Source organism: Methylobacterium sp. E-046 (assembly GCF_022829625.1).
Lineage (GTDB): Bacteria > Pseudomonadota > Alphaproteobacteria > Rhizobiales > Beijerinckiaceae > Methylobacterium > Methylobacterium longum.
On sequence record NZ_JAKSYP010000212.1, the window covers coordinates 205,183 to 229,467 of the forward strand.

At 69.0% G+C, this 24,285-nt stretch carries 23 protein-coding genes and 1 tRNA gene; 16 read left to right on the forward strand and 8 right to left on the reverse strand.

All coding sequences use genetic code 11. The features are described from left to right. Positions 1-44: 44 nt before the first annotated feature. The 3 genes from MKK82_RS22980 to MKK82_RS22990 form a co-directional block, all read right to left on the reverse strand. Entirely contained in the window at positions 45-779 is a 735-nt protein-coding gene (locus MKK82_RS22980) for a DUF3750 domain-containing protein (protein ID WP_238285484.1), read from the reverse strand. Between the two features lie 85 nt (positions 780-864). After that, positions 865-1,740 carry a triphosphoribosyl-dephospho-CoA synthase MdcB gene (mdcB, locus tag MKK82_RS22985; RefSeq protein WP_313902112.1) on the reverse strand — a complete coding sequence of 292 codons (876 nt, stop codon included), beginning with the start codon at positions 1,738-1,740 and terminating at the stop codon, positions 865-867. 105 nt (positions 1,741-1,845) lie between these two features. Continuing rightward, on the reverse strand, positions 1,846-3,828 hold the full coding sequence (locus MKK82_RS22990; RefSeq protein ID WP_238285483.1) for an acyl CoA:acetate/3-ketoacid CoA transferase: 1,983 nt from the start codon (positions 3,826-3,828) through the stop codon (positions 1,846-1,848). A 505-nt stretch (positions 3,829-4,333) separates the two neighbouring features. On the opposite strand from MKK82_RS22990, the gene MKK82_RS22995 reads away from it, so the two are divergent. Together MKK82_RS22995 and MKK82_RS23000 are read left to right on the forward strand one after the other, a co-directional pair. After that, positions 4,334-4,600, forward strand: a complete 267-nt coding sequence (locus tag MKK82_RS22995; protein ID WP_238285482.1) for a hypothetical protein — start codon at positions 4,334-4,336, stop codon at positions 4,598-4,600. A 149-nt stretch (positions 4,601-4,749) separates the two neighbouring features. Beyond that, a complete protein-coding gene (locus tag MKK82_RS23000) occupies positions 4,750-6,006 on the forward strand; it encodes a glycosyltransferase family 2 protein (RefSeq protein ID WP_238285480.1) in 1,257 nt (418 codons plus the stop codon). A 381-nt stretch (positions 6,007-6,387) separates the two neighbouring features. Here MKK82_RS23000 and MKK82_RS23005 read toward each other — a convergent pair whose 3' ends face one another. The 3 genes from MKK82_RS23005 to MKK82_RS23015 form a co-directional block, all read right to left on the reverse strand. Beyond that, entirely contained in the window at positions 6,388-8,136 is a 1,749-nt protein-coding gene (locus tag MKK82_RS23005; RefSeq protein ID WP_238285479.1) for a hypothetical protein, read from the reverse strand. A 183-nt stretch (positions 8,137-8,319) separates the two neighbouring features. Beyond that, positions 8,320-9,231 (reverse strand): metallophosphoesterase, encoded by a 912-nt coding sequence (locus MKK82_RS23010; RefSeq protein ID WP_243986923.1) that lies wholly within the window; start codon positions 9,229-9,231, stop codon positions 8,320-8,322. 233 nt (positions 9,232-9,464) lie between these two features. Next, positions 9,465-9,541, reverse strand: a tRNA-Met gene (locus MKK82_RS23015). 234 nt (positions 9,542-9,775) lie between these two features. Between MKK82_RS23015 and MKK82_RS23020 the strand changes: the two genes are divergently transcribed. The 8 genes from MKK82_RS23020 to guaA all read left to right on the forward strand — a co-directional run bounded on the left by MKK82_RS23020 (position 9,776) and on the right by guaA (position 16,799). Further along, a complete protein-coding gene (locus tag MKK82_RS23020; RefSeq protein ID WP_243986924.1) occupies positions 9,776-10,216 on the forward strand; it encodes a CHRD domain-containing protein in 441 nt (146 codons plus the stop codon). A 63-nt stretch (positions 10,217-10,279) separates the two neighbouring features. Continuing rightward, positions 10,280-10,618 carry a hypothetical protein gene (locus MKK82_RS23025; RefSeq protein WP_238285476.1) on the forward strand — a complete coding sequence of 113 codons (339 nt, stop codon included), beginning with the start codon at positions 10,280-10,282 and terminating at the stop codon, positions 10,616-10,618. Positions 10,619-10,719: 101 nt separating this feature from the next. Beyond that, entirely contained in the window at positions 10,720-11,625 is a 906-nt protein-coding gene (locus tag MKK82_RS23030) for an aldo/keto reductase (protein ID WP_243986926.1), read from the forward strand. After that, positions 11,615-12,358, forward strand: a complete 744-nt coding sequence (locus MKK82_RS23035) for an NADPH-dependent F420 reductase (RefSeq protein ID WP_238285474.1) — start codon at positions 11,615-11,617, stop codon at positions 12,356-12,358. Before MKK82_RS23030 ends, MKK82_RS23035 begins: the two co-directional genes overlap by 11 nt. A gap of 158 nt (positions 12,359-12,516) precedes the next feature. Beyond that, positions 12,517-13,890, forward strand: a complete 1,374-nt coding sequence (locus MKK82_RS23040) for an NTP/NDP exchange transporter (RefSeq protein ID WP_238285473.1) — start codon at positions 12,517-12,519, stop codon at positions 13,888-13,890. 284 nt (positions 13,891-14,174) lie between these two features. After that, positions 14,175-14,573, forward strand: coding sequence for a hypothetical protein (locus MKK82_RS23045; protein ID WP_238285472.1), 399 nt, complete (start codon positions 14,175-14,177; stop codon positions 14,571-14,573). Then, the gene (locus MKK82_RS23050) at positions 14,570-14,989 is read left to right on the forward strand and encodes a hypothetical protein (RefSeq protein ID WP_238285470.1); all 420 of its coding nucleotides are present in this window, start codon (positions 14,570-14,572) and stop codon (positions 14,987-14,989) included. The genes MKK82_RS23045 and MKK82_RS23050 overlap by 4 nt, the downstream gene beginning before the upstream one ends. Before the next feature lie 253 nt (positions 14,990-15,242). After that, positions 15,243-16,799 carry a glutamine-hydrolyzing GMP synthase gene (guaA, locus tag MKK82_RS23055; RefSeq protein WP_238285468.1) on the forward strand — a complete coding sequence of 519 codons (1,557 nt, stop codon included), beginning with the start codon at positions 15,243-15,245 and terminating at the stop codon, positions 16,797-16,799. 75 nt (positions 16,800-16,874) lie between these two features. On the opposite strand, the gene MKK82_RS23060 is transcribed toward guaA, so the two are convergent. Next, positions 16,875-17,567, reverse strand: a complete 693-nt coding sequence (locus tag MKK82_RS23060) for an SGNH/GDSL hydrolase family protein (RefSeq protein WP_243986927.1) — start codon at positions 17,565-17,567, stop codon at positions 16,875-16,877. Then, positions 17,564-18,061, reverse strand: a complete 498-nt coding sequence (gene tsaA / locus MKK82_RS23065) for a tRNA (N6-threonylcarbamoyladenosine(37)-N6)-methyltransferase TrmO (protein ID WP_238285464.1) — start codon at positions 18,059-18,061, stop codon at positions 17,564-17,566. Before tsaA ends, MKK82_RS23060 begins: the two co-directional genes overlap by 4 nt. A gap of 112 nt (positions 18,062-18,173) precedes the next feature. On the opposite strand from tsaA, the gene MKK82_RS23070 reads away from it, so the two are divergent. From MKK82_RS23070 to sdhA, 6 genes are all read left to right on the forward strand, one after another. Beyond that, positions 18,174-19,667, forward strand: a complete 1,494-nt coding sequence (locus tag MKK82_RS23070) for an AMP nucleosidase (protein WP_238285462.1) — start codon at positions 18,174-18,176, stop codon at positions 19,665-19,667. A gap of 178 nt (positions 19,668-19,845) precedes the next feature. Beyond that, positions 19,846-20,154: a hypothetical protein gene (locus MKK82_RS23075; RefSeq protein WP_238285460.1), complete on the forward strand. Its 309-nt coding sequence runs from the start codon at positions 19,846-19,848 to the stop codon at positions 20,152-20,154. Beyond that, positions 20,151-21,452, forward strand: a complete 1,302-nt coding sequence (locus MKK82_RS23080; protein ID WP_238285459.1) for an SLC13 family permease — start codon at positions 20,151-20,153, stop codon at positions 21,450-21,452. Before MKK82_RS23075 ends, MKK82_RS23080 begins: the two co-directional genes overlap by 4 nt. Positions 21,453-21,581: 129 nt before the next feature. Beyond that, the gene (sdhC, locus tag MKK82_RS23085; RefSeq protein WP_238285457.1) at positions 21,582-21,983 is read left to right on the forward strand and encodes a succinate dehydrogenase, cytochrome b556 subunit; all 402 of its coding nucleotides are present in this window, start codon (positions 21,582-21,584) and stop codon (positions 21,981-21,983) included. A 10-nt stretch (positions 21,984-21,993) separates the two neighbouring features. Next, positions 21,994-22,413 carry a succinate dehydrogenase, hydrophobic membrane anchor protein gene (gene sdhD, locus MKK82_RS23090; RefSeq protein WP_243986928.1) on the forward strand — a complete coding sequence of 140 codons (420 nt, stop codon included), beginning with the start codon at positions 21,994-21,996 and terminating at the stop codon, positions 22,411-22,413. A 31-nt stretch (positions 22,414-22,444) separates the two neighbouring features. Beyond that, on the forward strand, positions 22,445-24,262 hold the full coding sequence (gene sdhA, locus MKK82_RS23095) for a succinate dehydrogenase flavoprotein subunit (protein WP_238285455.1): 1,818 nt from the start codon (positions 22,445-22,447) through the stop codon (positions 24,260-24,262). Positions 24,263-24,285 lie beyond the last annotated feature (23 nt).

Here is a 24,285-nt window from a genome sequence, read left to right on the forward strand (position 1 = left end):
ATCCTCGCCGTCGCATCGGTGACGTGGCCGACAAACCTCGCCGCCTAGAGGCCGACGCGTCCCAGGGCGGGTAGCTTGATGCCCGGCCGACGCAGATCGATCCCGGCCACCCCCCCGAGCAGGTTGAGTTCGAGGCCTTCGATCCAGCCGATCGTCAGGCCGGCGTAACCGCCGAGATTGATTCGGATGCCGGTGCCCGACGGGGTCCAGCCGATCCACCGGCCATCATAAGGGAAGTCCTTGCCGATCGCCGTCGTCGGCAGGCTGGCCCGGATCTCCGGCACGGCCGCCATGACGGCGGCGACGAAGGTGTTGGAGTTCGGGCCCGGCCAGACGACGTAGTCGCCGGGGCGGGCGTACGGATATTCGGTCACGGCCTTGCGGATCCGCGGAAGCATGGCCTCCGCCTCCGCACCGTCGGCGGCAAAGATCATGGCCGGGGCATTCCCGAACCAGTTGCCGTCAGGAACGAAGCGATCCACCCAGATCGGCTGGCCCCAGGCGGTGTAATCGAATCGCCGATAGGCGCGGGCATCGCGATCCTTGATGACGATCCAGCTATGCGTCGCGACGATGCCGCGCCAGCTCACGGTGCGGGCCGAGAAGATCCGCACGACGGCTCCGGGAAGGGCTTCGGCCTTGGGCAGCAGACCCGCGCTCGACCGGTCGGCATGGCGCCAATCGCCGCTCGCCCGCAGCCAATAGAGCGCGGCGGAGATGGCGACCGGGACGAGGAAGAGAGCAACGAGCGCGAGCAGCGCGATCCTGATGAAGGTCACGAGGCAACCGTGGCGAGGAGGTGATGGCTCGCATGTGGGGACCCGGCGCCGTCACGGGAATGCGGCCGAACGGTCCGGCGGATGCTCAAGCCCGATTCTCGAGTGCGTCGAGGAGCAGCGTCGTGGCGAGGAGGTCGGCGCAGCCACCGGGGCTCAGGCGCGCCGCCACGAAGGCGCGGTGGACGTCGAGGGCGCGGTCGCGCCAGCCCGCCGCCGACACACCGCCGGTCGCCGCGAAAACCGAAGCGGCCGCGCGCGCGGCGTTCAGCCCGTCCGTTCCGCCGCGATGCAGGAGGTTGGTGTCGTCCACGACGGCCAGAAGCGCGAAGAAGCAGTCGACGCGGGCGGCAACGGGATCCATGGGGGCGCGGGTCCGGCCGAGGCGCAGGGCGGGCAGACCGACCACGCGGACCGTCGGGAAGCCGGCAGCCGCCTCGGCACTGGCGCCGCCCACGCCGTAGCGGCGCGCGGCGCGGCCGCCATGGCTCGTCGGCGAGGTCGGGGCCCCGCCGATCACCGGGCCCCACCGACGGCCGACCGCCAGAGCGAGGGCTTCGCCGGTGCAGGGTCCATCGCCGGTTACCCCGGCGGCCGCGCAGATCAGTCCCAGCGAGAAGATGGCGCCGCGATGCGCGTTCACGCCGTCGGTCGCGTCCATCATCGCGGCCTCCGCCTCAAGGCCGATGGCGCGTAAATGCTCCATCGTCGCCCCCCGCGTTCCAGCCGCGACGAGGTCCGCGAAGAACGGGCGGATCGCCGCGGCGCTCGCCCGCAGCGTGCCGGCATCCATGTCGTCGTGGCTGCCGGAATCGACGGGGCTGACGAGCCCCGGCTTGGGCCAGGTTTCAAGCTCGGCGATCAGCGCGTCGTGCGCCAGGGACGCGACTTGCCGGGGCCAGCCGTCGTCTCGGGCAACCTGCCCGTCGTCGCGCGCCGGGGCGGGGCTCGGGTGCAGGTCCAGGGCGCGGGCTCCTCGCGCCGCTCGTCGGGGAGCCCGAGACGAGGACGGCGTCCGCCGCGTATACCAGAGGGCGGCGGCGGCGCGACACCGGTGATCCGGATGCCCTCAGGCGGCGGACGCGACGGCCGGCGAGATCCGCTTGCGCGCCTTCCGGTCCTCCGTGCTGCTGACGAAGGCGTGCGCATCCTCCTTCCGCTCGAAGACGTGCGGGGCGACACCGCGCTTGTTGAGCGCCTCCTCCATCTTCAACCGCAGGAACGCGCTCGTCGCGTACCGGGTCGTCGTCGCGTAGTAATTAGCCTGGAGATACTGGATCATCCCGGCATAGTCGTCGAACAGGTTCTCATTGAGCCGGAACCCGTCGTGGTTGATCACGGCATTGACCCGCTGTCCCGCCGCGCGACAGGCCGCCACGATGGTCATGCGCAGCTCGTCCATGTCGCCCTTCACCCGGCAGTACCAGCCTTCCAGGTTGATGAAGAGGATGTTCCGCTCTCCGTCGTAGCTGACCCGCGATTTCAGATCGAGGTTCAGCAGGTCGGAGATCAGCTCCATCGGCTCCTCGCGGAAGATGCGCGGATCCATGGGTACCGGGTTTCGCACCACCGGCGCGAAATCCATGTGGGCGAGGATATCGCGCTCGATGTCGATGCCGGGCGCCACCTCGATCAGCTCCAGCCCCTCCGGCGTCAGCTGGAACACGCAGCGCTCGGTCACGTAGAGGACCGGTTGCGAGCGCTCCACCGCGTATGGCCCGGAGAACGTGTTCTGCTGGACCTGGGTGACGAATTTGCGGGCCTTGCCCTCGCTGACGATGCGGACCGTGCCGTCGCTCACCGCGATCTCGAGGCCGCCGGCCGTGAAGGTGCCGGCGAAGACCACCGTGCGGGCATTCTGCGAGATGTTGATGAAGCCGCCGCAGCCGTTCAACTTGCCGCCGAATTTCGACGTGTTGACGTTGCCGGCCTGATCGCACTCGGCCATGCCCAGGCAGGTCATGTCGAGGCCGCCGCCGTCGTAGAAATCAAACATCTGGTTCTGGTCGATGATGCAGTCGGCGTTGGTGGCCGCGCCGAAGCTTGAGCCGGAGGCCAGCACGCCGCCCACGGCCCCGGCCTCGGTGGTGAGGGTGATGTAGGGGGTGATCTTCTCCTCGTTGGCCACGGACGAGATGCCCTCCGGCGCGCCGACGCCGAGGTTCACGACGCCGTTCGGCGGCAGCTCGAAGGCGGCCCGCCGGGCGATGATCTTGCGCTCGTTGAGCGCCATCCGCTTGATGCCGGTGACGGGCACGCGGATCTCGCCGGCCAGCGCGGCGTCGTAGAGCACGCCGTAGTTCATGCGGTGCATCTCGGGCTCGGCGAGGACGACGCAGTCCACCAGGATCCCCGGCACTCGTACGTCCTTGGGCAGCAGGTAGCCGTCATCGACGATGCGTTCGACCTGGGCCACGACGATGCCGCCGTTGTTCCGGGCCGCCATGGCCTGGGCGAGGCAATCGAGGGTCAGCGCCTCTTTCTCGTAGGAGAGATTGCCCGACGGGTCCGCCGAGGTAGCGCGGATGAAGGCGACGTCGATCTTGGTGGCGGTGTAGAACAGCCACTCCTCGCCATCGACCTCCACGAGCTTGACGATGTCCTCGGTGGTCAGCTCGTTGACCTTGGCGCCACCGTGACGGGGATCGACGTAGGTCTTGAGGCCCACCTTCGAGAACAGGCCCGGCTGGCCGGCGGCGCACGCCCGGTAGAGCTGCGAGATGACCCCCTGGGGCAGGTTGTAGCCGCGGATCAGATTCTCCTGCGCGGCCTTCGCGACCTTCGGCATGCGGCCGAAATTGGCCGCGATCACGCGCGTGAGCAGGCCGTCATGGTGCAGGCGGCCCGTCCCCAACCCTTTGCTGTCGCCCGCACCCGCTGTCATGATCAGGGTCAGACCCCGTGGCGATCCGGTCTCGACGAACCTCTTCTCCAAGGCCGCGTGCAGCGCCTCCGGAATGCAGCTCTGGACGAACCCGGTGGTCGTCACGACGTCGTTCTCGCGGATCAGCGCAATGGCTTCGTCCGCCGAGATGACCTTGTTCTTCCTCATGGAACGCGTAACCCTCTCCGGGATCCGGAACGGCGACCGGCTGTCGAGCCCGCCACCTCCCATGTTGTCGCGCGTCGCCCTTGAACCGTCCCACCGGACCAGATCGTGGATTCGGGGGAGTTCAGTGCGCAGCGCTTATTGCGTCGCATCAATATTTACCGCATCGCATCGAAGCAGATGCCTGTCGCCCCACAGTACTCCGATTTCGGATAGCTCTGCTGCTGAAAAACTCTTCGATGCACTGTTAGAAAAATTGCGTCTGACCGCTGATCCGCTCTCCCGCCGGCGCGATTGGGTTTCTGGTCGACCACAACCGCCGGCGGGGCTCCGGCGGCGGAGCAGCCTGAAGTCGTCGGCAGCAACGCGTTTTCGCATATGTTAGCATCCGATCACGGATGTGCTGCATAAGCCGCAGAAAGCCGTCCCGTAACGCTGATTTTACAATCGTCGCGGATGCGTTTATAGGCGTTCGAATCTGGGGAGCGTGTTTAGTCAGGAACACGCCATGACCGACATGACTCCGATCGCGGATGAAGCCGCGACACGCTTCGCCTTCAGCCTGCTGCGCAGCGCCTATCTCGATCTGGCGCAGACGCTCCTGCGCATCGATGCGGAGCCGGCGCGGGAACTGCTGCAGGCCGTCGAGCATCGAATCACCTATCGACTCGGCTCGCTCGCGACGGACGGAGCAGATGGCCTCGCGGGCGAGACGACGCTGGCCGCGGCGGCCGGGCAGGTCCGGGCGGTGCTCCGCGATGCGCAGGCGCCCTGAGGCGCCGGTCACGCCGCGACGCTGCTGCAAGATGGAACACCGGTTCCGGCGTGTCGCGGCGCTGACCGTCCTTTAACCACTTCGCAAGTCAGTCCGGCCACCCTCGCGCTGCGCAGGATCGCTCGGGATCGGCAAGCGACGTGACCTCAATGCCACCTTCGACAGGGCTGAACCGGCCCATCGACGTTTCGGTCGTGCTGCCGTGCCTCGATGAGGTGCGTGCGCTGCCGGTCGCCCTGGCGAGCGCGACGGCCGCGCTCGCGGTCCTCGACACCGTCCACGGGCTGGCGGGCGAGATCGTCGTCGCCGACAACGGCAGCGTCGACGGGAGTCAGGAGGTCGCGCGGCGGCTGGGGGCCCGCGTGGTGGCCGTTCCGGAGAAGGGTTACGGCGCGGCCCTGATGGGCGGATTCGCGGAGGCACGCGGCCGCTACCTTGTCATGGGCGACGCGGATGGCTCCTACGAGTTCGGCGACGCGGTCGCCATGGTCGTGGCCCTTCAGGGCGGGGCGGATCTGTGCATGGGCTCCCGGTTCCGTGGCGGGATCGCGCCCGGTGCGATGCCCTGGAAGAACCGGTACCTCGGCAACCCGATCCTGACCGGACTCCTCAACCTGCTGTTCGGCGCGAAAGTCGGCGACGCGCATTGCGGGCTGCGCGCGCTGACCAAGGGGTGCCTCAAGCGGCTGAACCTGCGCGGCTCCGGCATGGAGTTCGCCAGCGAGATGATCATCAAGGCCATCCTGAAGGGTGAGCAGATCGCGGAGGTTCCCGCCTCGCTTCACCGAGACCAGCGCGGGAGACCGCCGCACCTCCGGCCCTGGCGGGACGGCTGGCGGCATCTGCGCTTCCTCCTGATGCTGAGTCCGGCATGGCTGTTCGCCCTGCCTGCCGCGCTCCTGGCCTTCGTCGGCCTGTCGATCCTCGCGGTGGCGACGATCGCGACCGTCGCGCCCTCTGTGGTCGGAGGCTTCTTCGGCAATTACTGGGTGATCCTGGCCGGTGCCCTCCTGGGTGTCGCCCACAATGCCGCGCTGCTCGCCGCCGCCGTGCATCTCTACGGCGTGCGCGAGGGCTATCGTCTGCCAGGGCGACGGCACACACGCTGGGCGCGCTTCGTGTCCCTCGAGACGATGCTGGGGATCGGAGCCGCCGGCATCCTCTCGGGCGCCGGCCTGCTGCTCTCCGTGTTGGGCTACTGGTCGCTCCACCGCTTCGGCCCGATCGGCAGCGTCCTGCCTGCGGTCATCGGAACGTCGCTCGTCGCCATCGGGACCCAGAACGCCCTCGGAGGCTTCCTCCTGGCGGTGATCGGCGGCAATGAGGCCGCCTTCCTGCGGGTGGGGCGCGCCCGGATCCCGGACCGGGAGACGATGCAGCCCGGCACCGATTCGATGGCGGCCTGAGCGGCACGACGCGCCTCCCGCGGCCCGGGCTCGCTCGATCGCAGCCCCGCTTGCATCGGGTTCGGGCCAGGTCGCCGAAAAATATGGGGCGGACCGCGCCGGGCTTTGACGAGCCTCGGCATGCCGCTCCGTGCCGAGCACCTTTCACGGGCTGCTGCGGGATATGCGGAAGCGGGCGCCTGCCGGGTCCGCGTGCTCGATGGCAGCGTGCGGCCGCGGGGGAACGCCTCGCGCGCCGGGTGACGGGACTGCCCGTCTAAGTTCGACCGTCGTTTCAACCGAGTTCGGCGATCCCCGTGGCCGCATTGCCCGCTCGGCGGCCTGCCCCGCCCGCCGCATCCCGGATAGGTCGGCCGCGGCCCACGTGGCGCGCGACGACCGCTAGCGATGCCGTACCCGACCAGTCGTGCACGGTAACTCGTCCTGCGTGGCGGCGGCTGGATCGCCGCGATAATGCCCGGCGATGCCGAAGGCCTGCGCCTCCGACGCCCCGAACTCGAAAATAGTGCCGCGCCCGCACAGGGCGTTCCGGTGTGCGGCATCGAGATCGTCGAGCAGCACGATGATCGGCCGATTGCGGAGGAAGGGATCGTTCCGGACCAAGTCGCGTCCGTAGAGGGTTTCGCCCGCCCGCAGGGCAACGATGTCGGCGTCGGTCGAAGCGATCGCCCGGTACGCGGCCGCGTAGGGTGCGACGAATTCGTGGACGTCGTGGGCACGGATCGGCACGAGGATCAGGACTGCCACCAGACAGGATCCCGCCACGGTGCCGCGCGCGGCGGTGAGCTGCGAGGCGCCGGCCCGTTCGGTCACGGCGATCCAACCCCGGCCCGCCAGCAGGCAGGCGGAGCCGACGAGGCCGTGCAGGTACCGGTAGCCCCATCCGTGACCCTGGAACGGCAGGAGAACCGTGACCGTCACCAGCGTCAGGCCGATGCCCGCCGCCAGCGCGCAGGCGATCCGCTCCCCCCGCCGCAGGGCCGGCCACGCGAGACCGGCGAGCGGCAGCAGGAGGGGGCTCTGCCACGCGACGAAGCGCAAGGTGTTCTTCGTCATCAGGTCGAAGGTGCTCGGATCGAAGGCTCCTAGCAGCGCGGTGACCCGACGCAGATACAGGCCGGCACCGACCGTCGTGGCGTCGGCCGCACCGGTTCCGCTCATCGCCAGCAGCACCTGCCAGTAGAGGATCCAAGCGAGCCCGGCGGCCGCGTAGACGGCGAGGTAGAACGCCGCGAGCCGCCAGCGCCGCTCCAGCAGCGTGAGGGCGATGAACGGCGCCGCGAACAGCGGATGGAAGACCACCTGATGCAGGCCGCACGCCAGGACGCCGGTGGCGGCCGCGCCAGCATGGCCGAGTACGCCGCCGCGGAGGAACAGCCAGAGCCAGACGAGATTGAAGGCGAGATGCGCCGTCATCGCGTAGGGCGTCATCGCGGTGACCAGGACCTGCGGGGCGGTGACCAGCAGGAGCGTCGCCACCAGTGCCGCGTCCGGCCGGTCCGGCCACAGGCGCCGGCCAATGCCGTTCAGGGCGAGCACGGCGATGACGAGGAGGAGCGGCCCCGTGAGGATCGGGCTCGCCGCGCTGGCGACGAGTGCCCGCAGCGCGGCGTTGACCGGCAGATAGGCCGACACCCAGGCGACTTCCCCCGGCACGGGCAGCAGGAAGGAGGGGGCCAGGGCGTGCTGATAGCCCTGCCACTCCGGTCGCAGAGGCGCGATCAGCCGTCCCGACCGGAAGATCTCCGCATCGAAGGCCGCCATGACCTCGTCGTAGGACAGGAGATAGGTTTCGAAGATCAGATGCGTGCCGGCGAGGCAGACCGCGCCGGCCAAGATCGCGGTCAGCAGGATGGTCCGGCGCCGGTACGCTGCGGGCCTGGCCCAGGCGGCCAGCACGGCGGCCGGCCGCCAGAAGGCCGCCGCCAGCAGGAGCGCGACGAGGGCGAGGAGGATCCGCAGGTCGCCGAGGAAGAACACCGTCGCGATGCCGGGCCTGAGGCCGAACAGGAGTTCGATGCCCGTGGCGAGGAGGACGATGCCGGCCGTCGCCAGCACAGCTCGACGCAGCGGGGCGGGAAGTCCGCCGAGCGGAGCCACGGGTGCCGACGCGTTGGATGCTGTGGACATGGCAGAGTTCGTGACGCCGCTGAGACCGGTCCGCCGGTGCGAGCCGGCACGGGGGGACTTGGCGCCGGCGGGGGACCGGCCGTGTCGCGTCCGACGTGATCGCCGGCCCGGGCGGTCGCGCAGACGAGGACCCACAGGCGCTCCGTCCATGCGAGGAGCGCGGGGCAAGGACCGGCTTCGCCGTCAGGACGTGTTGGCCTCCGCTGCCGCGATGTCGACGATGACGATCTCCGGTGGGACACCGAGCCGGACCGGCCATCCGGCCACGAAGTGCGATCCGAGCCCGGCCGATACGAGGAGGTCGCGGCCGCGCTCCACGACGTGGCCATAGGCGTAGCGCAGGCCGTAGCGCGAGGGGATCCAGGGCGACCAGCCCAGGATCCGGATCTGGCCGCCATGCGTGTGGCCCGAGAGCGTCAGGACGATCCGCGAATCGAGGTCGAGGGCGAAGATGTCGGGTTCGTGCGCCAGCAGGATCACCGGCTCGCCGGGCGGCACGTGCTGCAGCGTCCGACCGAGGACGGACAGTCGATGGCGATCGAGCAGCGCCGGGGCTTGCGGCACACGCGGCGTCATCTCGCTCTCCAGTCCGGCGAGCCACAGCGGAACCGGAAGATCGAGGCGCGCAACGGCGTTCTCCAGGAAACCGAGGCCGGCTTCCCTCAGCGCACGCTCAGCCCGCGTCGGACCGTGACCGCGACGCCGCGCCTCGCGGTCGTCGCCCCAGTCGTGGTTGCCCTGGATGGCGTAGACGCCCTTCGGCGCCTCCAGGCCGCTCAAGAGTCGCGCGACCGTCTCGAAGGGCACCGGACCCGTGCTCTGCGAGCCGTAATCGCCGAGCAGGACCGTGACGTCCGGCGCGAGGGCGTTGGTGCGTGAAACCACGGCCGCGATCTCGGTCTCGCCCATGCAGCGCGGATGCGCGTGGAAATCCGTCAGGACCGCGACGCGCAGACGGAGCCCACCCGGCCAGTTAGGTGGCGACAGGCGATAGGATGTCACCTGAACGCGGTGCGGCTCCAGCGCGGTCGCATAACCGGTGCTCAGGAGCCCGCCCGCCGCGATCAGCGTTCCGGTCAGGACAGGGCGGGACATGAGCGCGCGGCGCGTGGGCATCGGAGGCGGAGCACCTGGGCCCAGGAGCGAGTCGCCGTCAGGATGCGGCGAACGGCCTTCGATCCGATTACGATCGGCCTCGGATCGTCCGGGCGTCACCGTGAGCCTCGCAACGCGCGGCGGCCCGGATCCGCCGAACGCGCGCATAGGGCGGGACACGGGTCAGACAAACAAAAAGCCCCGCTTACGGACAGCGGGGCTTCGAGCAACGATGGTAGCGAGGGACGGATTTGAACCGCCGACACAAGGATTATGATTCCTCTGCTCTAACCAACTGAGCTACCCCGCCCCAAGCCGAGCCGCCCCGGAGGACGGTGCGTCGAGTGGCCGGGGTATAGGTAGGCCGGGTGCAGGGTGTCAACGGTCCACGGCGGGTCCTGCGCAGATTCCTTCTGCGCTGAAGGTGCTGCGTGCGTGTCACTCCCCGCGCGGACGGCACGTCGGCCTGCCGTGTCCGGTTTGGCCGGCTCCCCTATGTTGATCCGGTGGCCCGGATCATGGGCCCGCCAACCCGGAGCGTTCGATGACCAGCTGCGTCAAACCCCGTTTCGCAATGGTTCTCGCCTTGGCGGCGACGCCGCTCGTCGCGTCTCCCGCCCTGGCGGCGGGCGTCGCCTACCGGGCGACCCTGAGCGGTAGCAGCGAAGTGCCGGCGACGCAGTCGCAGGGCTCCGGCGAGGTCAACGCGACCTTCGATCCGGCCACCAAGCGGCTCAGCTGGACGGGATCGTATGGCGGTCTCACCGGACCGGTCACGGCCGCGCATTTCCACGGTCCGGCCAAGGCCGGCGAGAATGCCGGCGTGCTGGTTCCGGTGACCGCGGCGAGCAGCCCGTTCTCCGGTGAAGCCACGCTGGACGACGCCAAGGCCGCCGACCTCGAGGGCGGCCGGCTCTACTTCAACCTTCACACCGCGGCCAATCCCAAGGGCGAGCTCCGCGGTCAGGTCGAGCGGGGGCGCTGAGACGGCGTCTCGACGGGCGCACCGGGCCCGGTTAGGCGAAGGCTCACCTCCCGGAGCGTTCGGATGAAGCAGACCGAGGCCATCATCGCCTGGACACCCGTCCGATGGGCGGAGCTGAAACCCGAGACCGCCGGGCAGGTCGCCGTTCTGCCCGCGGTCGAAGGAGCAACCGAGGCGAAGCGGTACATGATGCGCGCGGGCGCCAGTTCGTCGGCGCTCGCCACCCTGTCGGAGGACGCGCGGATCGCGCGGCTGTTCATCGATTTCCAGACGCTGGTCGTGCGCGACGGGATCGATCCGCAGGTCGCACACCGGGCGTTCCTGACCATCGACGAGTACCGGTTCCGCATCGCCCCGGATACGGAAGGAGCCGAGTTCGAAGATCCGCCGGAGGAGGATTGACCGGCGGCCGGTCCGCTCACGCAAGCGTGAGAATAACGAATACACATCGCCGCGCGGCGCCCTATCTCGTACCGGCATCCTGATCCCATCGGAGGCCGGCCTTGCCCGTATCCCGACGTGCCGTCATCGCGGCCGCAACCCTCGCGCCGCTCGCGGCGCGTCTCGGGCACGCGGCCGAACCGTTGATACGCCGGCCGATCCCCTCCACCGGCGAAATGCTGCCGGCGATCGGTATCGGCACCTCCCGGCGCTACGAGGTCGAGCCGGTGCCCGACAAGGTCGCGCCTCTCAAGGAGGCCGTGCAGGCCTTCGTCTCACGGGGCGGCACGGTGATCGACACCGCCCCGAGCTACGGCACCGCCGAGGACGTGCTCGGCGTGATCCTGGCTGCGGCCGGATTGCGCGAGAAGATCTTCCTCGCCAGCAAGGTCAATACGACGGGCCACGACCAGACGCTTGCGGAATTCGAGCGGTCCCTCAAGCGGATGCGGGTGGATGCGATCGACCTCGTGGCAGTCCACAACCTGATCGACGTGAACGACAATCTCGCGGTGCTGCGGGACCTGAAGAGCCGGAAGCGGATCCGCTACGTCGGCGTCACCGTGTGGCGCGACGACCAGCTCGAGGCCCTCGAAGCCGTGATGAAGCGCGAGACCCTCGATTTCATCCAGGTCAATTACGCCATCGACAATCGCGCCGCCGCCGAACGGGTGCTTCCGCTCGCCGCAGACCGGGGGGTGGCGGTGATGACCAACGTGCCATTCGGCCGTGACCGCCTGTTCAAGGCGGTCCAGGGCAGGGAATTGCCGTCTGTGGCCAAGGATCTCGGCTGCGCGAGCTGGCCGCAGTTCTTCCTCAAGTACGTGCTCGGCAACCCGGCCGTGACCTGCCCGATTCCCGGCATGGCCAAGGCTGCCTATGTCGAGGACAACCTCGGCGCCGCCCGGGGCAAGCTCCCGGACGCGGCGCAGCGCAAACAGATGGAGACTTTCATCGATGCGGTTTGATCGCACCACCCGCCGCGCGGCATTCGCCCTGGCGGCAGGGCTGACCCTGGCCGCCAGCCTGCCGGCTCTGGCGCAGGACTCCGCCAAGAAGATCCGGATCGGGGTGATCGGCGCCGGCAATATCGGCGGCACGATCGGGACGCTCTGGGTCAAGGACGGCCATGAAGTGATGTTCGCGTCGCGCCATCCGGAAACCCTGGCTTCGATGGTCGGAGACCTCGGTCCCAAGGCGAAGGCAGGCACGCCCGAAGAGGCGGTCGCGTTCGGCGACGCCGTGTTCATCGCGGTCCCCTACAAGGCCTATCCGGATCTCGCGAAGGAAGTCGGCCCGGCCCTCAAGGGCAAGATCGTCCTCGATGCCGGCAACGCCACCCAGAAGCGGGACGGGGCGCTCTACGACGAGGTCACGGCGAACGGCGTCGGCACGACCACGGCCAAGTACTTCCCCGGCGCCAAGCTCGTTCGGGCGTTCAATGCAGCCAACTACAAGATCTTCGCGAAGGAGGGCGCCGACGGCGGCAAGGGACGCGCCGGTGGCCGCATGGCGATTCCGATCGCCGGAGACGATCCCGAGGCGCTGAAGGTCGCGGAGGGTCTGATCCGGGACGCCGGCTTCGATCCGGTCGTGGTCGGACCGCTGAAGGATGCCGACAAGTTCGCCATGGGTTCGCCGGGCTTCGGCCACGACGTCACGGCGCCGGAACTGAAGGAGAAGCTCGGATTGGGTCGTTGAGGGCGGAGGCGGGGTGTGCCCGCTTCTCTCTCGCCGGTGCCCGGAGCGCGGTGACCGCATCCGGGTCGGCCGGGTCCCTTCCCCCGTCGGCGGGGAGGGCATGCCGGTCCGGTCGACAATCGTGGGCGCCGATGCGGGAGAGCCGGTGAGATCGGTCGATGTCTGAACCGGTACCCGTCCGCGGTCCGCTCGCGCGCCTGATCGACGTTCAGCCCGGCGAAGGCCGGGCGCTGGCGTGGTCCTGGGCCTACATCTTCTCGATTCTGGCGGCCTACTACGTGCTGCGGCCGATCCGCGATCAGATGGGCGTCGCCGGCGGCATCGAGAACCTGCCGTGGTTGTTCACCGCCACCCTGGTCGGCATGTTGTGCCTCAACCTGCCCTTCGCCTACCTGGTGAAGCGCATGCCGCGGGCGCGCTTCGTGCCGATCACCTATCGGTTCTTCGCCGCCAACATCCTCGCCTTCGCGCTGACGCTTTACCTGGCGCCGCCGGAATGGGGGATTTGGACCGGCCGGGTGTTCTTCGTTTGGTTGTCGATCTTCAACCTGTTCGTGGTGTCGATCTTCTGGGCGACGATCGTCGACGTGTTCTCGAACGCGCAGGGCAAGCGGCTGTTCGGCTTCATCGCGGCCGGGGCGACGGTGGGCGCCATCGCGGGCTCGGCCACCACGGCCATCCTCGCCAAGAATGTTCCGACCTGGGGCCTGATGCTCTGCGCCGTGCTCCTCCTGGAACTCGCGGTGTTCTGCATGCGCGGCCTGGCGGTTCTCTCGACCCGCCTCCATGAGGTGCCGGGCAGCGGGCAGGGTGTGGAGGACGGGCAGGACCGGACGATCGGCGGCAGTGTTCTGGCGGGCGTCACGCGGACCCTGGCGTCACCCTACCTGCTCAACATATCGCTGTTCCTGCTGCTGTTCTCCGTGACGTCCACGTTCCTGTACTTCGAGCAGGCGGGCATCGCGAAGCGCAGCTTCCCCGACCGGGGTTCCCAGACCGCCTTCTTCGCCAGCGTCGACCTGGCCGTGAACGTGCTGACGCTCGGCATCCAGCTCTTCCTCACCGGCCGGATCGTGAACCGGCTGGGCGTCGCCTTCACGCTCGGGATCCTGCCGGCCTTCAGCATCCTGGGGTTCGCGGCGCTGGCGGTGTGGCCGACGATCGGCGTCATCGTCGCCTTCCAGGTGCTGCGCCGCGCGGGAAACTTCGCCATCGCCCGGCCGGTGCGGGAGGTGCTGTTCACCGTGGTCCCGCGCGAGGACCGCTACAAGGCCAAGAGCTTCATCGACACGGTGGTCTACCGCCTGGGCGATCAGGTGGGCGCGTGGTCGTTCACCGGCATCCAGGGGATCGGGCTCGGTAGCGCGAGCATCGCGGGCGTCGCCGTCCCGCTCTCCATGGCGTGGCTCGTGAACAGCGTCTGGCTCGGGCGCGCGCAAGAGCGGCGCCGGATCGATCAGGAGGCCGGAGGCGGCGATCCGGCTGGGTCTGCCGCGCCGCTCAGGCCCGCATCCGCTTCGTCCGGCCGGTGACCGGATCCGGCATCGGCCCGTGGTCATCGGCAGGCGGCCGCAGGCGGACGACCGAAGCCGTGTCGATCAACTCGGCGGACGGAGTGCGGCCTCGCTCCGTCGCCCCCGGCCGTTGGGTGACGCGACACGCGGGCGACAGGGGTCATTTGCCCAGCTGTCGGTGAGGCACGATCCGGCTCGGGCGGGATCGGGAGCATGGCGTCTTTACCGCGTCCTGCGGTCGTTAAGATCCGATTTACCGTAAGGCGCGAGGTAACGGGCTCGGTACGCCACGGGGGAGGAACATGGCGGGTTTGGCGAGGTCAACGCGGCGACGCCGGCGCTGCCACCGCCGCGATCTCGCGGCCGCGCTCGTCCTGCTCATCCTGACGCTGGCGACCGCCGTCGCGCAGGAGCCTCTGTTCATCCGCATCCGGCCCCTGCCGGACGCCGAGGCGGCGCGTGTGGCCCGGGAGTCGCTCTGGGCGCGGCGGCAGGCCCATGCCCGAACGGTCATCGAATCCGTCTGCCGCGGCTGCCTGGGCGCCTGGAAGCCCGAACCGGCATCGGCATCCGCACCGCCCCTCGCCACCGCGGAGGATCGGATCGCGAACCTCACGGTCCGGATAGGGGTTGAACTCGACCCCGGCTCCGGGGCATCCGAACAGCATCCCGATCCGTCGATCTCCGAGAGGCATCCATGACTCAATCGCATCCGACGAGCGGCGCCGAGCCCGAAGTCGATTGCCCCGTCAGCCTCGAGGTCCTGGGCTCCGTCTACCGGGCCGACGAGTTCGATCTGCCGCTGATCCTGGAGGAGATCCCGCCGCTGAAGCGCGCACAGCTCGCCGCCTACCTCTACGGTAAGAGCCACATGCATAAGCTCGGGCTGAAGGTTGCGCGCTCCTGCGACCGCGACGACCTGATCCGCGTGGCGGGCGAGATCGGCTCGGTGATCCACGGGCAGGCACATCTGAAGCCGGCGCGGCCGGTGCCGGAGGCAGCCCCGCAGCTTCGCGCCAAGACGCCGCCCGGCCAGAAGAAGGTCAGTCTCGCCGGCGCCGCGCCGAAGCCCGCGATCAGCCTCGGCGGCTCGGCCAAGGTCCGCAACTTCGACTGAGATCTCGCGGGTCACGGCCTTCCGTCGCCGGCGCATCGGAGTCACCCGCGGCGGCGGGCACCGAGAGACTCTCGCGCGCGTGCGCGACCGGCCCGAGGGCGCCGCCACGGCTTCCGCGGCGCACCCGCCCCGTCCCCCAATGGGGCCGCGCGCGGCAAGCCGGTGAACTTTGGCGCGTGACTTGCGCCGCGATCCCCAGCCCGCGCCGGACCCGCGCGTTGCACGCGCCGCGGCCATCGGATAATCGCCCGCGATGAACACCGACCACGACAAGATCCTGATCGTCGATTTCGGCTCTCAGGTGACGCAGCTCATCGCCCGTCGCGTACGGGAAGAAGGCGTGTATTGCGAGATCGTGCCCTTCACGAAAGCGGAGGCCGCGTTCCGCGAGCAGAAGCCCAAGGGCGTCATCCTCTCCGGCGGGCCCGAATCGGTCACCGTCGAGGCCTCGCCCAGGGCACCGCAGCTCGTGTTCGATTCGGGCGTGCCGGTCTTCGGCATCTGCTACGGCCAGCAGACCATGGCGGCCCAGCTCGGCGGCGCCGTCGAGGGCGGCCATCACGCGGAATTCGGCCGGGCCGAGGTTGAGATCCTGGCGGACTGTCCGTTGTTCAACGGGGTCTGGCACAAGGGCGAGAAATACCCGGTCTGGATGAGCCACGGCGATCGGGTGACCAAGCTGCCCGACGGCTTCACCACCGTGGCGATCTCCAAGAACGCGCCCTTCGCGGCGGTGGCCGACGAGGCCCGCAACTACTACGCGGTGCAATTCCACCCGGAGGTGGCGCACACGCCGCACGGCGCCCTGCTGATCCGCAACTTCGTGCGCGACGTCTCCGGCTGTTCCGGCGACTGGACGATGGGCGCCTATCGCGAGGAGGCCATCGCCAAGATCCGGGAGCAGGTCGGCACGGAGAAGGTGATCTGCGGCCTGTCGGGCGGCGTCGATTCCGCGGTGGCGGCAGTGCTGATCCACGAGGCGATCGGCGATCAGCTGACCTGCGTGTTCGTCGACCACGGCCTCCTGCGCCTCGGCGAGGCCGAGCAGGTCGTGGCCCTGTTCCGCGACCACTACAACATCCCGCTGGTCCACGTGGAAGCCTCGGGCATGTTCCTCTCGGCGCTCGAAGGCGTGTCGGACCCGGAGGTCAAGCGGAAGACGATCGGCCGCCTGTTCATTGACGTGTTCGAAGCGGAGTCGAAGAAAATCGGCGGCGCGAAGTTCCTCGCGCAGGGTACGCTCTACCCGGACGTGATCGAGAGCGTGTCGTTCACCGGCGGCCCGTCGGTGACGATCAAGAGCCACCACAATGTCGGCGGACTGCCCGAGCGCATGAACATGAAGCTCGTGGAGCCGCTCCGCGAGCTGTTCAAGGACGAGGTCCGGGTGCTCGGCAAGGAACTCGGCCTGCCCGAAGCCTTCGTCGGCCGCCATCCCTTCCCGGGGCCGGGCCTGGCGATCCGCTGCCCCGGGACGATCACCGCCGAGAAGCTGGAGGCCCTGCGCAAGGCCGACGCGATCTACCTCGACGAGATCCGCCAGGCCGGCCTCTACGACACGATCTGGCAGGCCTTCGCGGTGATTCTGCCTGTGAAGACCGTGGGCGTGATGGGCGATGGGCGCACCTACGACCACGTCTGCGCGCTCCGGGCCGTGACATCGGTGGACGGCATGACGGCCGACTTCTACCCGTTCGACATGGCCTTCCTGGGTCGGGTCGCGACCCGGATCATCAACGAGGTGAAGGGCATCAACCGGGTGACCTACGACATCACCTCGAAGCCGCCAGGCACGATCGAGTGGGAGTGAGCGGCCCGGATTGAAGCCCTGGCGATCGGAGCCGTGACGGCGGGGCGCGATCCGGGGCGAGGCCCGTCCGGAACCTCAGCGCCCGCACAACGCCGGCTCGAGGGCCTTCAAAGCCGGCCGGAACGCCGCGAGGTGCAGCCCGTCGCGGAGCGCGCCCGGCTTGGCGTAGCCCGTGTCGCCATCGCGCAGATCCGCGAACGGATCCGCGAAGGTGCAGCCCAGCCGTCCGCAGAGCTTCTCCAGCCGCCGTGAATAATCCGGCACCGCGCCCGCATCCACGAGCGTGCCGATCTCCCGTCCGACCGGGGGGAGGGCGGTCACGACCACCCGTGCGCTCAGGCTCTGGAGCCGCTTGACGATCGCCTCGGTTGCGGCCTCGAACTGCTCGGTCGGCATGTGCAATTGGGGATTGTTCTTGACCAGGATATCGTTGGTGCCGATCGTCAGCGCCGCGATCCGGGGATGGACCTTGAAGGTGAGGCGCCCGAGATAGTCGCTGTAGCTGGCGGCCGTGGCGCCGCTGACGCCGCCGCTGAGAAAATCCAGCCCGCAGGGCCGCTGGCTGCCGGGCTGCAGCTCCACCTGCGAGTCGCCGGCCCAGAACACGTAGTCGGGCGGCGCCTCGTCGAGGCTGACCTGGACGGCGATGAGGCGCATCTCCGCGTAGGCCCGCGCGTCGGTCCCGGGCCGGTGCAGGCGCCATCCGGCGACGCCGCCGAGGGCGAGCAGCACCACGCCAGCCAGGATGAGCACGGCGACACGTTTCACGAAACCGCCCCGGCGCGATCGACGAGCGCGTCGGGCCGCGCGTCCGTCGACGCGTAGTAGGGCTTGATGTCGAGGAGCGGCGTGCCGTCGAGGCAGTCGAGGCCGCGCACCCGCAGGCTATTCGACTCCCGGCCGATCAACTCCACCACCGACAGGGCGATCGGGTTCGGCCGCGCGGGCGAACGCAGCGAGAAGGTGCCGCGTGGCCCATCGGCGTGGCGCGGCTGCTGCACCACGAGGCCGCGGGTCGCCCGGTCCATCCAGTAGAGCAGGATCAGGTGCGTGCAGCCCGTGACATTGCGCAGGCCGGGCGCGAAGGTTGGATCGACCTCGACGGTGCAGAGCGCGTCGGTTTGCAACCCGTTCTTCGGACATGCAGAGCGGGATTGCCAGGGCGTGCGCAGGCGCCCGATGAAGTGGAGGCCGGCGTCGAAGGTCGGCGGCAGGGTCGCCATCTCCTCACCGGGACGGATCCCGAACTCGTCCGCGCTCATGCGTCCTCGCTGTGCTCCGGCCGGCTTGTCGGCCAAGCGCCCGAGGCCGGCAAGCCCGCATCTCGCCCCGCCGCGGGCGTCGGTGTAGAGCCGGACCAGGATCGGAGGTGCCATGATCGAGCGGGAATTGCGGCCGATGCAGGCGGTGGCGGATGCCAAGACCGCCATCGACCGCTTGGTGGAACTCTACGACGACGCGGCCGGTGCCCTGCGGCGCGCCCTGGAGCGCTACCTCGCCGGCGGCCCGCCCCCCGACGCCACCGAGCGCTTGGCGTTCCGCTATCCCGAGCTGCGCATCAGCTACCGCCCCGAAGGGCCGCTGCCGCGGGTCCGGCGGGCCACCGCCAAGCTTCAGGCCGCTGGCACCTACGCCACGACGGTGACCCATCCGGCTTTCTTTCGGGACTATCTTTCCCGCCAGCTGGGGCCGCTCATCGCCGATTACGGGATCAGCCTGGAGGTCGGCCTCAGCGCGCAGGAGATCCCCTATCCCTACGTTCTGGAAACCGGCCTCGACGCCCGCGGCCGGGCGGTCGACGGCGCCGATCTCGCCACTTATTTTCCGGTGCCGCTCCTGTCGCTCGTCGGGGACGAGATCGCCGACGGCACCTTCGACCAGCCGGCGGGCGAGCCGCTGCCCCTCGCGCTGTTCGACGCCGTGCGGGTCGACTACTCGCTCCGGCGACTGGTCCACTACACGGGTTGCGACTGGCGCGACGTTCAGCCCTGGATCCTGCTGACCAACTATCATCGCTACGTGGACCAGTTCGTCCGCCACGGCCTTGAGCGGCTCGCCTCCGGTGAGGAAGGCTTCGAGCGGCTGGTCCTGCCGGGCGGGGTCTCGGTCAGCCGGGCCGAAGCGGCGAGCGCCGATCCGGCGGCGGTGATCGCGGCCTCACCCTGGCACCGCCATCAGATGCCGGCCTATCACCTCGTCGCCCGGGGTACGGACGGAACCCATCAGGGCACGACCCTGGTCAACATCGGCGTCGGTCCCTCGAACGCGAAGACCATCACCGATCACCTCGCGGTTCTGCGCCCCGATTGCTGGCTGATGGTCGGGCATTGCGGCGGCCTGCGGCAATCCCAAACCATCGGCGACTACGTCCTGGCGCACGCCTATCTCCGCCGCGACCGCATCCTCGACGAGTTGGTGCCGCCGGACGTACCGGTGCCGGCCCTCGCGGAGGTCCAGGTCGCGCTGCAGAATGCCGCCGCCCTCGTCACTGGAGAGCAGGCCGACGCCCTCAAGCGGCGGCTGCGCACCGGCACGGTGGTGACCTACGACGATCGCAATTGGGAGTTGCGCTTCAGCCAGGAGCGTCGGCGGATCAACCAGTCCCGCGCCGTTGCGGTCGACATGGAGAGCGGCACCGTGGCGGCGCAGGGCTTCCGCCTGCGGGTCCCTTACGGGGCGCTGCTCTGCGTCTCCGACAAGCCGCTCCACGGCGAGATCAAGCTGCCCGGCGCCGCCAACGCCTTCTACGACCGGGCGGTCTCGGAGCATTTGCGGGTCGGGCTCGCGGCGCTGGACTCGCTTCGCGCCGATCGGCAGGGGCTGCACTCGCGGAAGCTGCGGAGCTTCGACGAGCCGCCGTTCCGATAGCCGGGATCGGCCCAGCCATCACGGGACAATCGTCCCGGCGACCGGCTGGACCTTGGCCGCGCCCTGGCCGAGGTCGAGACTCTTGTGCTCATGCGGGCCGATACCGCGAGCAGCGCTCCGAGCTTCGAGCTGTCCCGGGAGGAATCTTGCCGCTGGATCGATGGTGCCGGCGGCGGCCGTGGCCCGCCCGCCGGATCGCGCGAACGATGTTGCGGTGGCGAGAATCGGGGCGGCGCGGACGCCTGCAAAACCGGACACGAAGCTTGAGCGCCGCTTTTTCGAGAACGCCGACGCGCCGGCGTGGTGGCCAGGCCTTCGTCACGGGGCGGAAAGGATGACGATGAATGACTTCGAGCCGCAGGCAAAGCCGCGGCCTGCCTTCGTCGTTGACGAAGGCACCATCAAGAACATCCGAATTGCGAACGATTCCAGAGGGGCCACGATGCCGGAGGCCCACGTTCCAGGGTCGGTCGCGAGGGGCGCATGAGCGGGGGAGCGGTTATTCCGGTGACGGCGGTTCTCCTCGTGCTGTGCATGGGGCTGTGGGCGACCGCCCTGCTGCCCGAAGTCGTCACCGCCCTCGCGTTCTTCGGCCTGGCGATGCTGCTGCGTCTCGGCGGCGCCGGGACGATCTTCTCCGGCTTCTCGGCCTCCGCGTTCTGGCTGGTCCTCTCCGGGATGATCGTGGGTCAGGGCATGACCCGCACGGGACTGGGCGCCCGCATGGCACGGTCGCTCGCCGCGCGCCTGTCGGGCTCCTACGGTCGGTTCATCGCCGGGCTGGTGATGTTGAGCTTCCTCATCGCCTTCGTCATGCCGTCGAACCTCGGCCGCATCGCGCTGATGATCCCGATCACGCTGGCGCTGTGCGATGCGTACGGGCTGAAAGCCGGCCGGCCGGGGCGGACCGGCGCCGTTCTGGCGGTGGGCGTGGCGACGCCGATCCTGTCCGCGGCGATCCTGCCGGCCAACGTGCCGAACCTGGTCATGGCCGGCTCGGCGGAGCGCCTTCTCGGCCTGCACCTGTCTTACCTGTCCTACTTCGTGCTCCATGCGCCGGTCCTGGCGCTGGCGAAGGGCGCCATGCTGGTGGCCCTGATCGTGCGGTTGTTCCCGGACCGGCTCGCGGAAACCGCGCGGGGTCTGCCGACCCTGCCGCCGATCTCGGGTGCCGAGCGGCGCCTCGCGATCATCCTGGCCTGTACGCTCGCCCTCTGGATGACCGACAGCCTGCACGGCCTCGCCCCCGCCTGGGTCGGGCTCGCGGCCGCGGTGATCTGCCTGATGCCACGGATTGGCGTGCTTCCCGCTGAGGCGTTCCAGCAGGTCAATTTGCGGACATGCTTCTACATCGCGGCGCTGCTCGGTCTCGTGGCCCTGGTCAACGAGACCGGACTCGGCGAGCGGCTCGGGCACCTGATGCTGGCGGTCGCGCCCCTGGAGCCCGGTGCGGACGCGAAGAACTTTGCGATCCTGACCGGCCTCGGCACGGTTCTGACCCTGATGGTGACGGCCAACGGCGCTCCGGCGCTCTACACCGGCCTCACCGGCGAGATGACGGAGGCCAGTGGCCTGTCACCGTTGGCGGTCGTCTCGATACAGGTGATCGGCTACTCGACCCTATTCTTCCCCTACCAGGCGCCCCCGATCGTGTTCGCCAGCGAACTCGGCGGCATCCGCCTCCGGGATGCGACGCGGCTCACCTTGAGCTTCGGCGTGGTCTCGCTGCTGGTGGCGGTGCCGCTGGATTACGTCTGGTGGCGCATCCTGGGGCAACTGAAGTGACAGATTCCCAATAGTGTCGCGCCCGGTCCCACATTGCGTTGCAGCATGACGCATTGCGGCTTGCCCCGGCAGGCACTAGCGCTACCAGATTAGAGACGGTCCAGTTCGCCGCTGCGAGGCTTCAAAACGATGGCACCCACCGCACGCCCGACAGTGGCACAGCCCATGTCGCCGCATCTCCAGATCTATCGCTGGACCTGGACCATGGCGATGTCGGTGTTCCACCGCGTCACCGGCACGGCGCTCTACGGCGGAACTGCCCTCGTGGCGATCTGGCTGGTCGCCTTGGCTTCGGGCCCCGTGGCCTACTCTTACGTGGCCGGGTTCTTCGGTTCGCTGATCGGCCGGCTCATCCTGTTCGTCTACACGTGGATCCTCATGCACCACATGCTCGGTGGCCTGCGCCATCTGGCGTGGGATTTCGGGATCGGGTTCGATCGCGAAAAGCGCCTCGCCATGTCCCGCCTGACGCTGATCGGATCGACCGCGCTCACGATCGTCATCTGGGCGGTCGCCCTTCTGGTCCGCTGAGGAGGTCGGCATGGCCAAGGAACAGGTCCGCCAGGACACGAGCGTCTCGATCCGCACGCCCCGCGCCCGCGTCGCCGGTCTCGGCGTCGCCCATCACGGCGTCGGCCACTGGTGGCTGCAACGAATTACCGCAGTGACCAATACTGTGCTGATGCTGTCCTTCGTGGTCATCATCGCGAGGATGGCTGGCAAGGGATACGCGGACGCAGTCCACGTGGTCGCGAACCCTTTCGTTTCCATCATTCTCATTCTGGCATTCCTCTCGGTCACGCTCCACATGCGGATCGGCATGCAAGTGGTCATCGAGGATTACGTCCACGCGCAGGCGACCAAAATCGTCGCCGTGTTCGCCAACAACGTCTACGCGGTCCTGGTGGCCGTGGCGTGCGTCTACGCGGTCCTGCGCATCGGCTTCGGACAGCCGGCCTGAACCCGCCATCACCAATTTCGAGGAGCCGACCATGGCCGTCAACGGCACAAACGGCAGCGGGCCTGCCTACACGATCCACGATCACGCCTTCGACGTGGTGATCGTCGGCGCGGGCGGCGCGGGCCTGCGCGCCACGGTGGGCTGCTCGGAAGCGGGGCTGCGCACCGCCTGCATCACCAAGGTGTTCCCGACCCGCTCGCACACCGTCGCCGCACAGGGCGGCATCTCGGCCTCGCTCGGCAACATGGGCCCGGACGACTGGCGCTGGCACATGTACGACACCGTGAAGGGGTCGGACTGGCTCGGCGATCAGGACGCCATCGAGTACCTCGTCCGGAACGCGCCCGCGGCCGTCTACGAGCTGGAGCACTGGGGCGTGCCGTTCTCCCGCACGGAGGAGGGCAAGATCTACCAGCGCCCGTTCGGCGGCATGACCACCGATTACGGCAAAGGCACCGCGCAGCGGACCTGCGCGGCGGCCGACCGCACCGGCCACGCCATGCTGCACACCCTCTATGGGCAGGCGGTGAAGAACCAGACCGACTTCTTCATCGAGTACTTCGCCCTCGACCTGATCATGGACGAGGAGGGCCGCTGCCGCGGGGTCATCGCCCTCGACCAGGCCACGGGCGAGATCCACCGCTTCCGCGCCCAGATGACCATCCTGGCGACCGGCGGCTACGGCCGCGCCTACTTCTCGGCGACGTCCGCCCATACCTGCACGGGCGACGGCAACGCCATGGTTCTGCGCGCCGGCCTGCCGCTGCAGGACATGGAGTTCGTGCAGTTCCATCCGACCGGGATCTACGGAGCCGGCTGCCTGATCACGGAGGGGTCTCGCGGCGAGGGCGGCTACCTGACGAACTCGGAGGGCGAGCGCTTCATGGAGCGCTACGCCCCGTCGGCGAAGGATCTCGCCTCGCGCGACGTGGTCTCGCGCTCCATGACCATGGAGATCCGCGACGGCCGCGGCGTCGGCAAGGACAAGGACCACATCTACCTGCACCTCGACCACTTGGATCCGAAGATCCTGCACGAGCGCCTGCCCGGCATCTCGGAGAGCGCCAAGATCTTCGCGGGCGTCGACGTGACCAAGGAGCCGATCCCGGTCATCCCGACCGTGCACTACAACATGGGCGGCATCCCCACGAACTACCACGGCGAGGTGCTGACCCTGCGGGACGGCAACCCCGACACGGTCGTTCCGGGCCTGATGGCCATCGGCGAGGCGGCCTGCGTCTCCGTCCACGGCGCCAACCGCCTCGGCTCGAACTCGCTGATCGACCTCGTCGTGTTCGGTCGCGCCGCCGGCAAGCGCTGCGCCGAGATCGTCGAGCCGAACGGCCGGGCCATGGAACTGCCCAAGGGCGCCACCGACAAGGCCCTCGAGCGCCTCGACCGCTTCCGCTACGCCAACGGCTCCACCCCGACTGCGGAGCTCCGCGCCGAGATGCAGAAGACGATGCAGAACAACTGCGCCGTGTTCCGCACCGGCGAGGTCCTGGAGGAGGGCAAGGGCCTGATCCACAAGGTCTGGAACGCGTCCGCCGACGTGAAGATCACCGACCGTTCGCTGGTCTGGAACACCGATCTCCTGGAGACGCTGGAGTTCGACAACCTGATCGGACAGGCGGTGGTGACGATGGAATCGGCCGCCAACCGGAAGGAATCACGCGGTGCCCACGCCCGCGAGGACTTCCCCGACCGCGACGACAAGGACTGGATGAAGCACACCCTGTCCTGGCTCGACGAGGGACGGCAGCAGGTCAACATCGATTATCGCCCGGTGCACACCTATACGATGTCGAACGAGATCCAATACATCGAGCCTAAGGCCCGCGTGTACTGATCTGACTTACACATCTTGAGCGC

Coding starts and splice junctions, on each gene's coding strand:
- MKK82_RS22990 (WP_238285483.1), bottom strand. CDS start 3,828: ATGAGGAAGAACAAGGTCATCTCGGCGGACGAAGCCATTGCGCTGATC.
- MKK82_RS22995 (WP_238285482.1), top strand. CDS start 4,334: ATGACCGACATGACTCCGATCGCGGATGAAGCCGCGACACGCTTCGCC.
- MKK82_RS23000 (WP_238285480.1), top strand. CDS start 4,750: ATGCCACCTTCGACAGGGCTGAACCGGCCCATCGACGTTTCGGTCGTG.
- MKK82_RS23005 (WP_238285479.1), bottom strand. CDS start 8,136: ATGTCCACAGCATCCAACGCGTCGGCACCCGTGGCTCCGCTCGGCGGA.
- MKK82_RS23010 (WP_243986923.1), bottom strand. CDS start 9,231: ATGTCCCGCCCTGTCCTGACCGGAACGCTGATCGCGGCGGGCGGGCTC.
- MKK82_RS23020 (WP_243986924.1), top strand. CDS start 9,776: ATGACCAGCTGCGTCAAACCCCGTTTCGCAATGGTTCTCGCCTTGGCG.
- MKK82_RS23025 (WP_238285476.1), top strand. CDS start 10,280: ATGAAGCAGACCGAGGCCATCATCGCCTGGACACCCGTCCGATGGGCG.
- MKK82_RS23035 (WP_238285474.1), top strand. CDS start 11,615: ATGCGGTTTGATCGCACCACCCGCCGCGCGGCATTCGCCCTGGCGGCA.
- MKK82_RS23040 (WP_238285473.1), top strand. CDS start 12,517: ATGTCTGAACCGGTACCCGTCCGCGGTCCGCTCGCGCGCCTGATCGAC.
- MKK82_RS23045 (WP_238285472.1), top strand. CDS start 14,175: ATGGCGGGTTTGGCGAGGTCAACGCGGCGACGCCGGCGCTGCCACCGC.
- MKK82_RS23050 (WP_238285470.1), top strand. CDS start 14,570: ATGACTCAATCGCATCCGACGAGCGGCGCCGAGCCCGAAGTCGATTGC.
- guaA (WP_238285468.1), top strand. CDS start 15,243: ATGAACACCGACCACGACAAGATCCTGATCGTCGATTTCGGCTCTCAG.
- tsaA (WP_238285464.1), bottom strand. CDS start 18,061: ATGAGCGCGGACGAGTTCGGGATCCGTCCCGGTGAGGAGATGGCGACC.
- MKK82_RS23070 (WP_238285462.1), top strand. CDS start 18,174: ATGATCGAGCGGGAATTGCGGCCGATGCAGGCGGTGGCGGATGCCAAG.
- MKK82_RS23080 (WP_238285459.1), top strand. CDS start 20,151: ATGAGCGGGGGAGCGGTTATTCCGGTGACGGCGGTTCTCCTCGTGCTG.
- sdhC (WP_238285457.1), top strand. CDS start 21,582: ATGGCACCCACCGCACGCCCGACAGTGGCACAGCCCATGTCGCCGCAT.
- sdhD (WP_243986928.1), top strand. CDS start 21,994: ATGGCCAAGGAACAGGTCCGCCAGGACACGAGCGTCTCGATCCGCACG.
- sdhA (WP_238285455.1), top strand. CDS start 22,445: ATGGCCGTCAACGGCACAAACGGCAGCGGGCCTGCCTACACGATCCAC.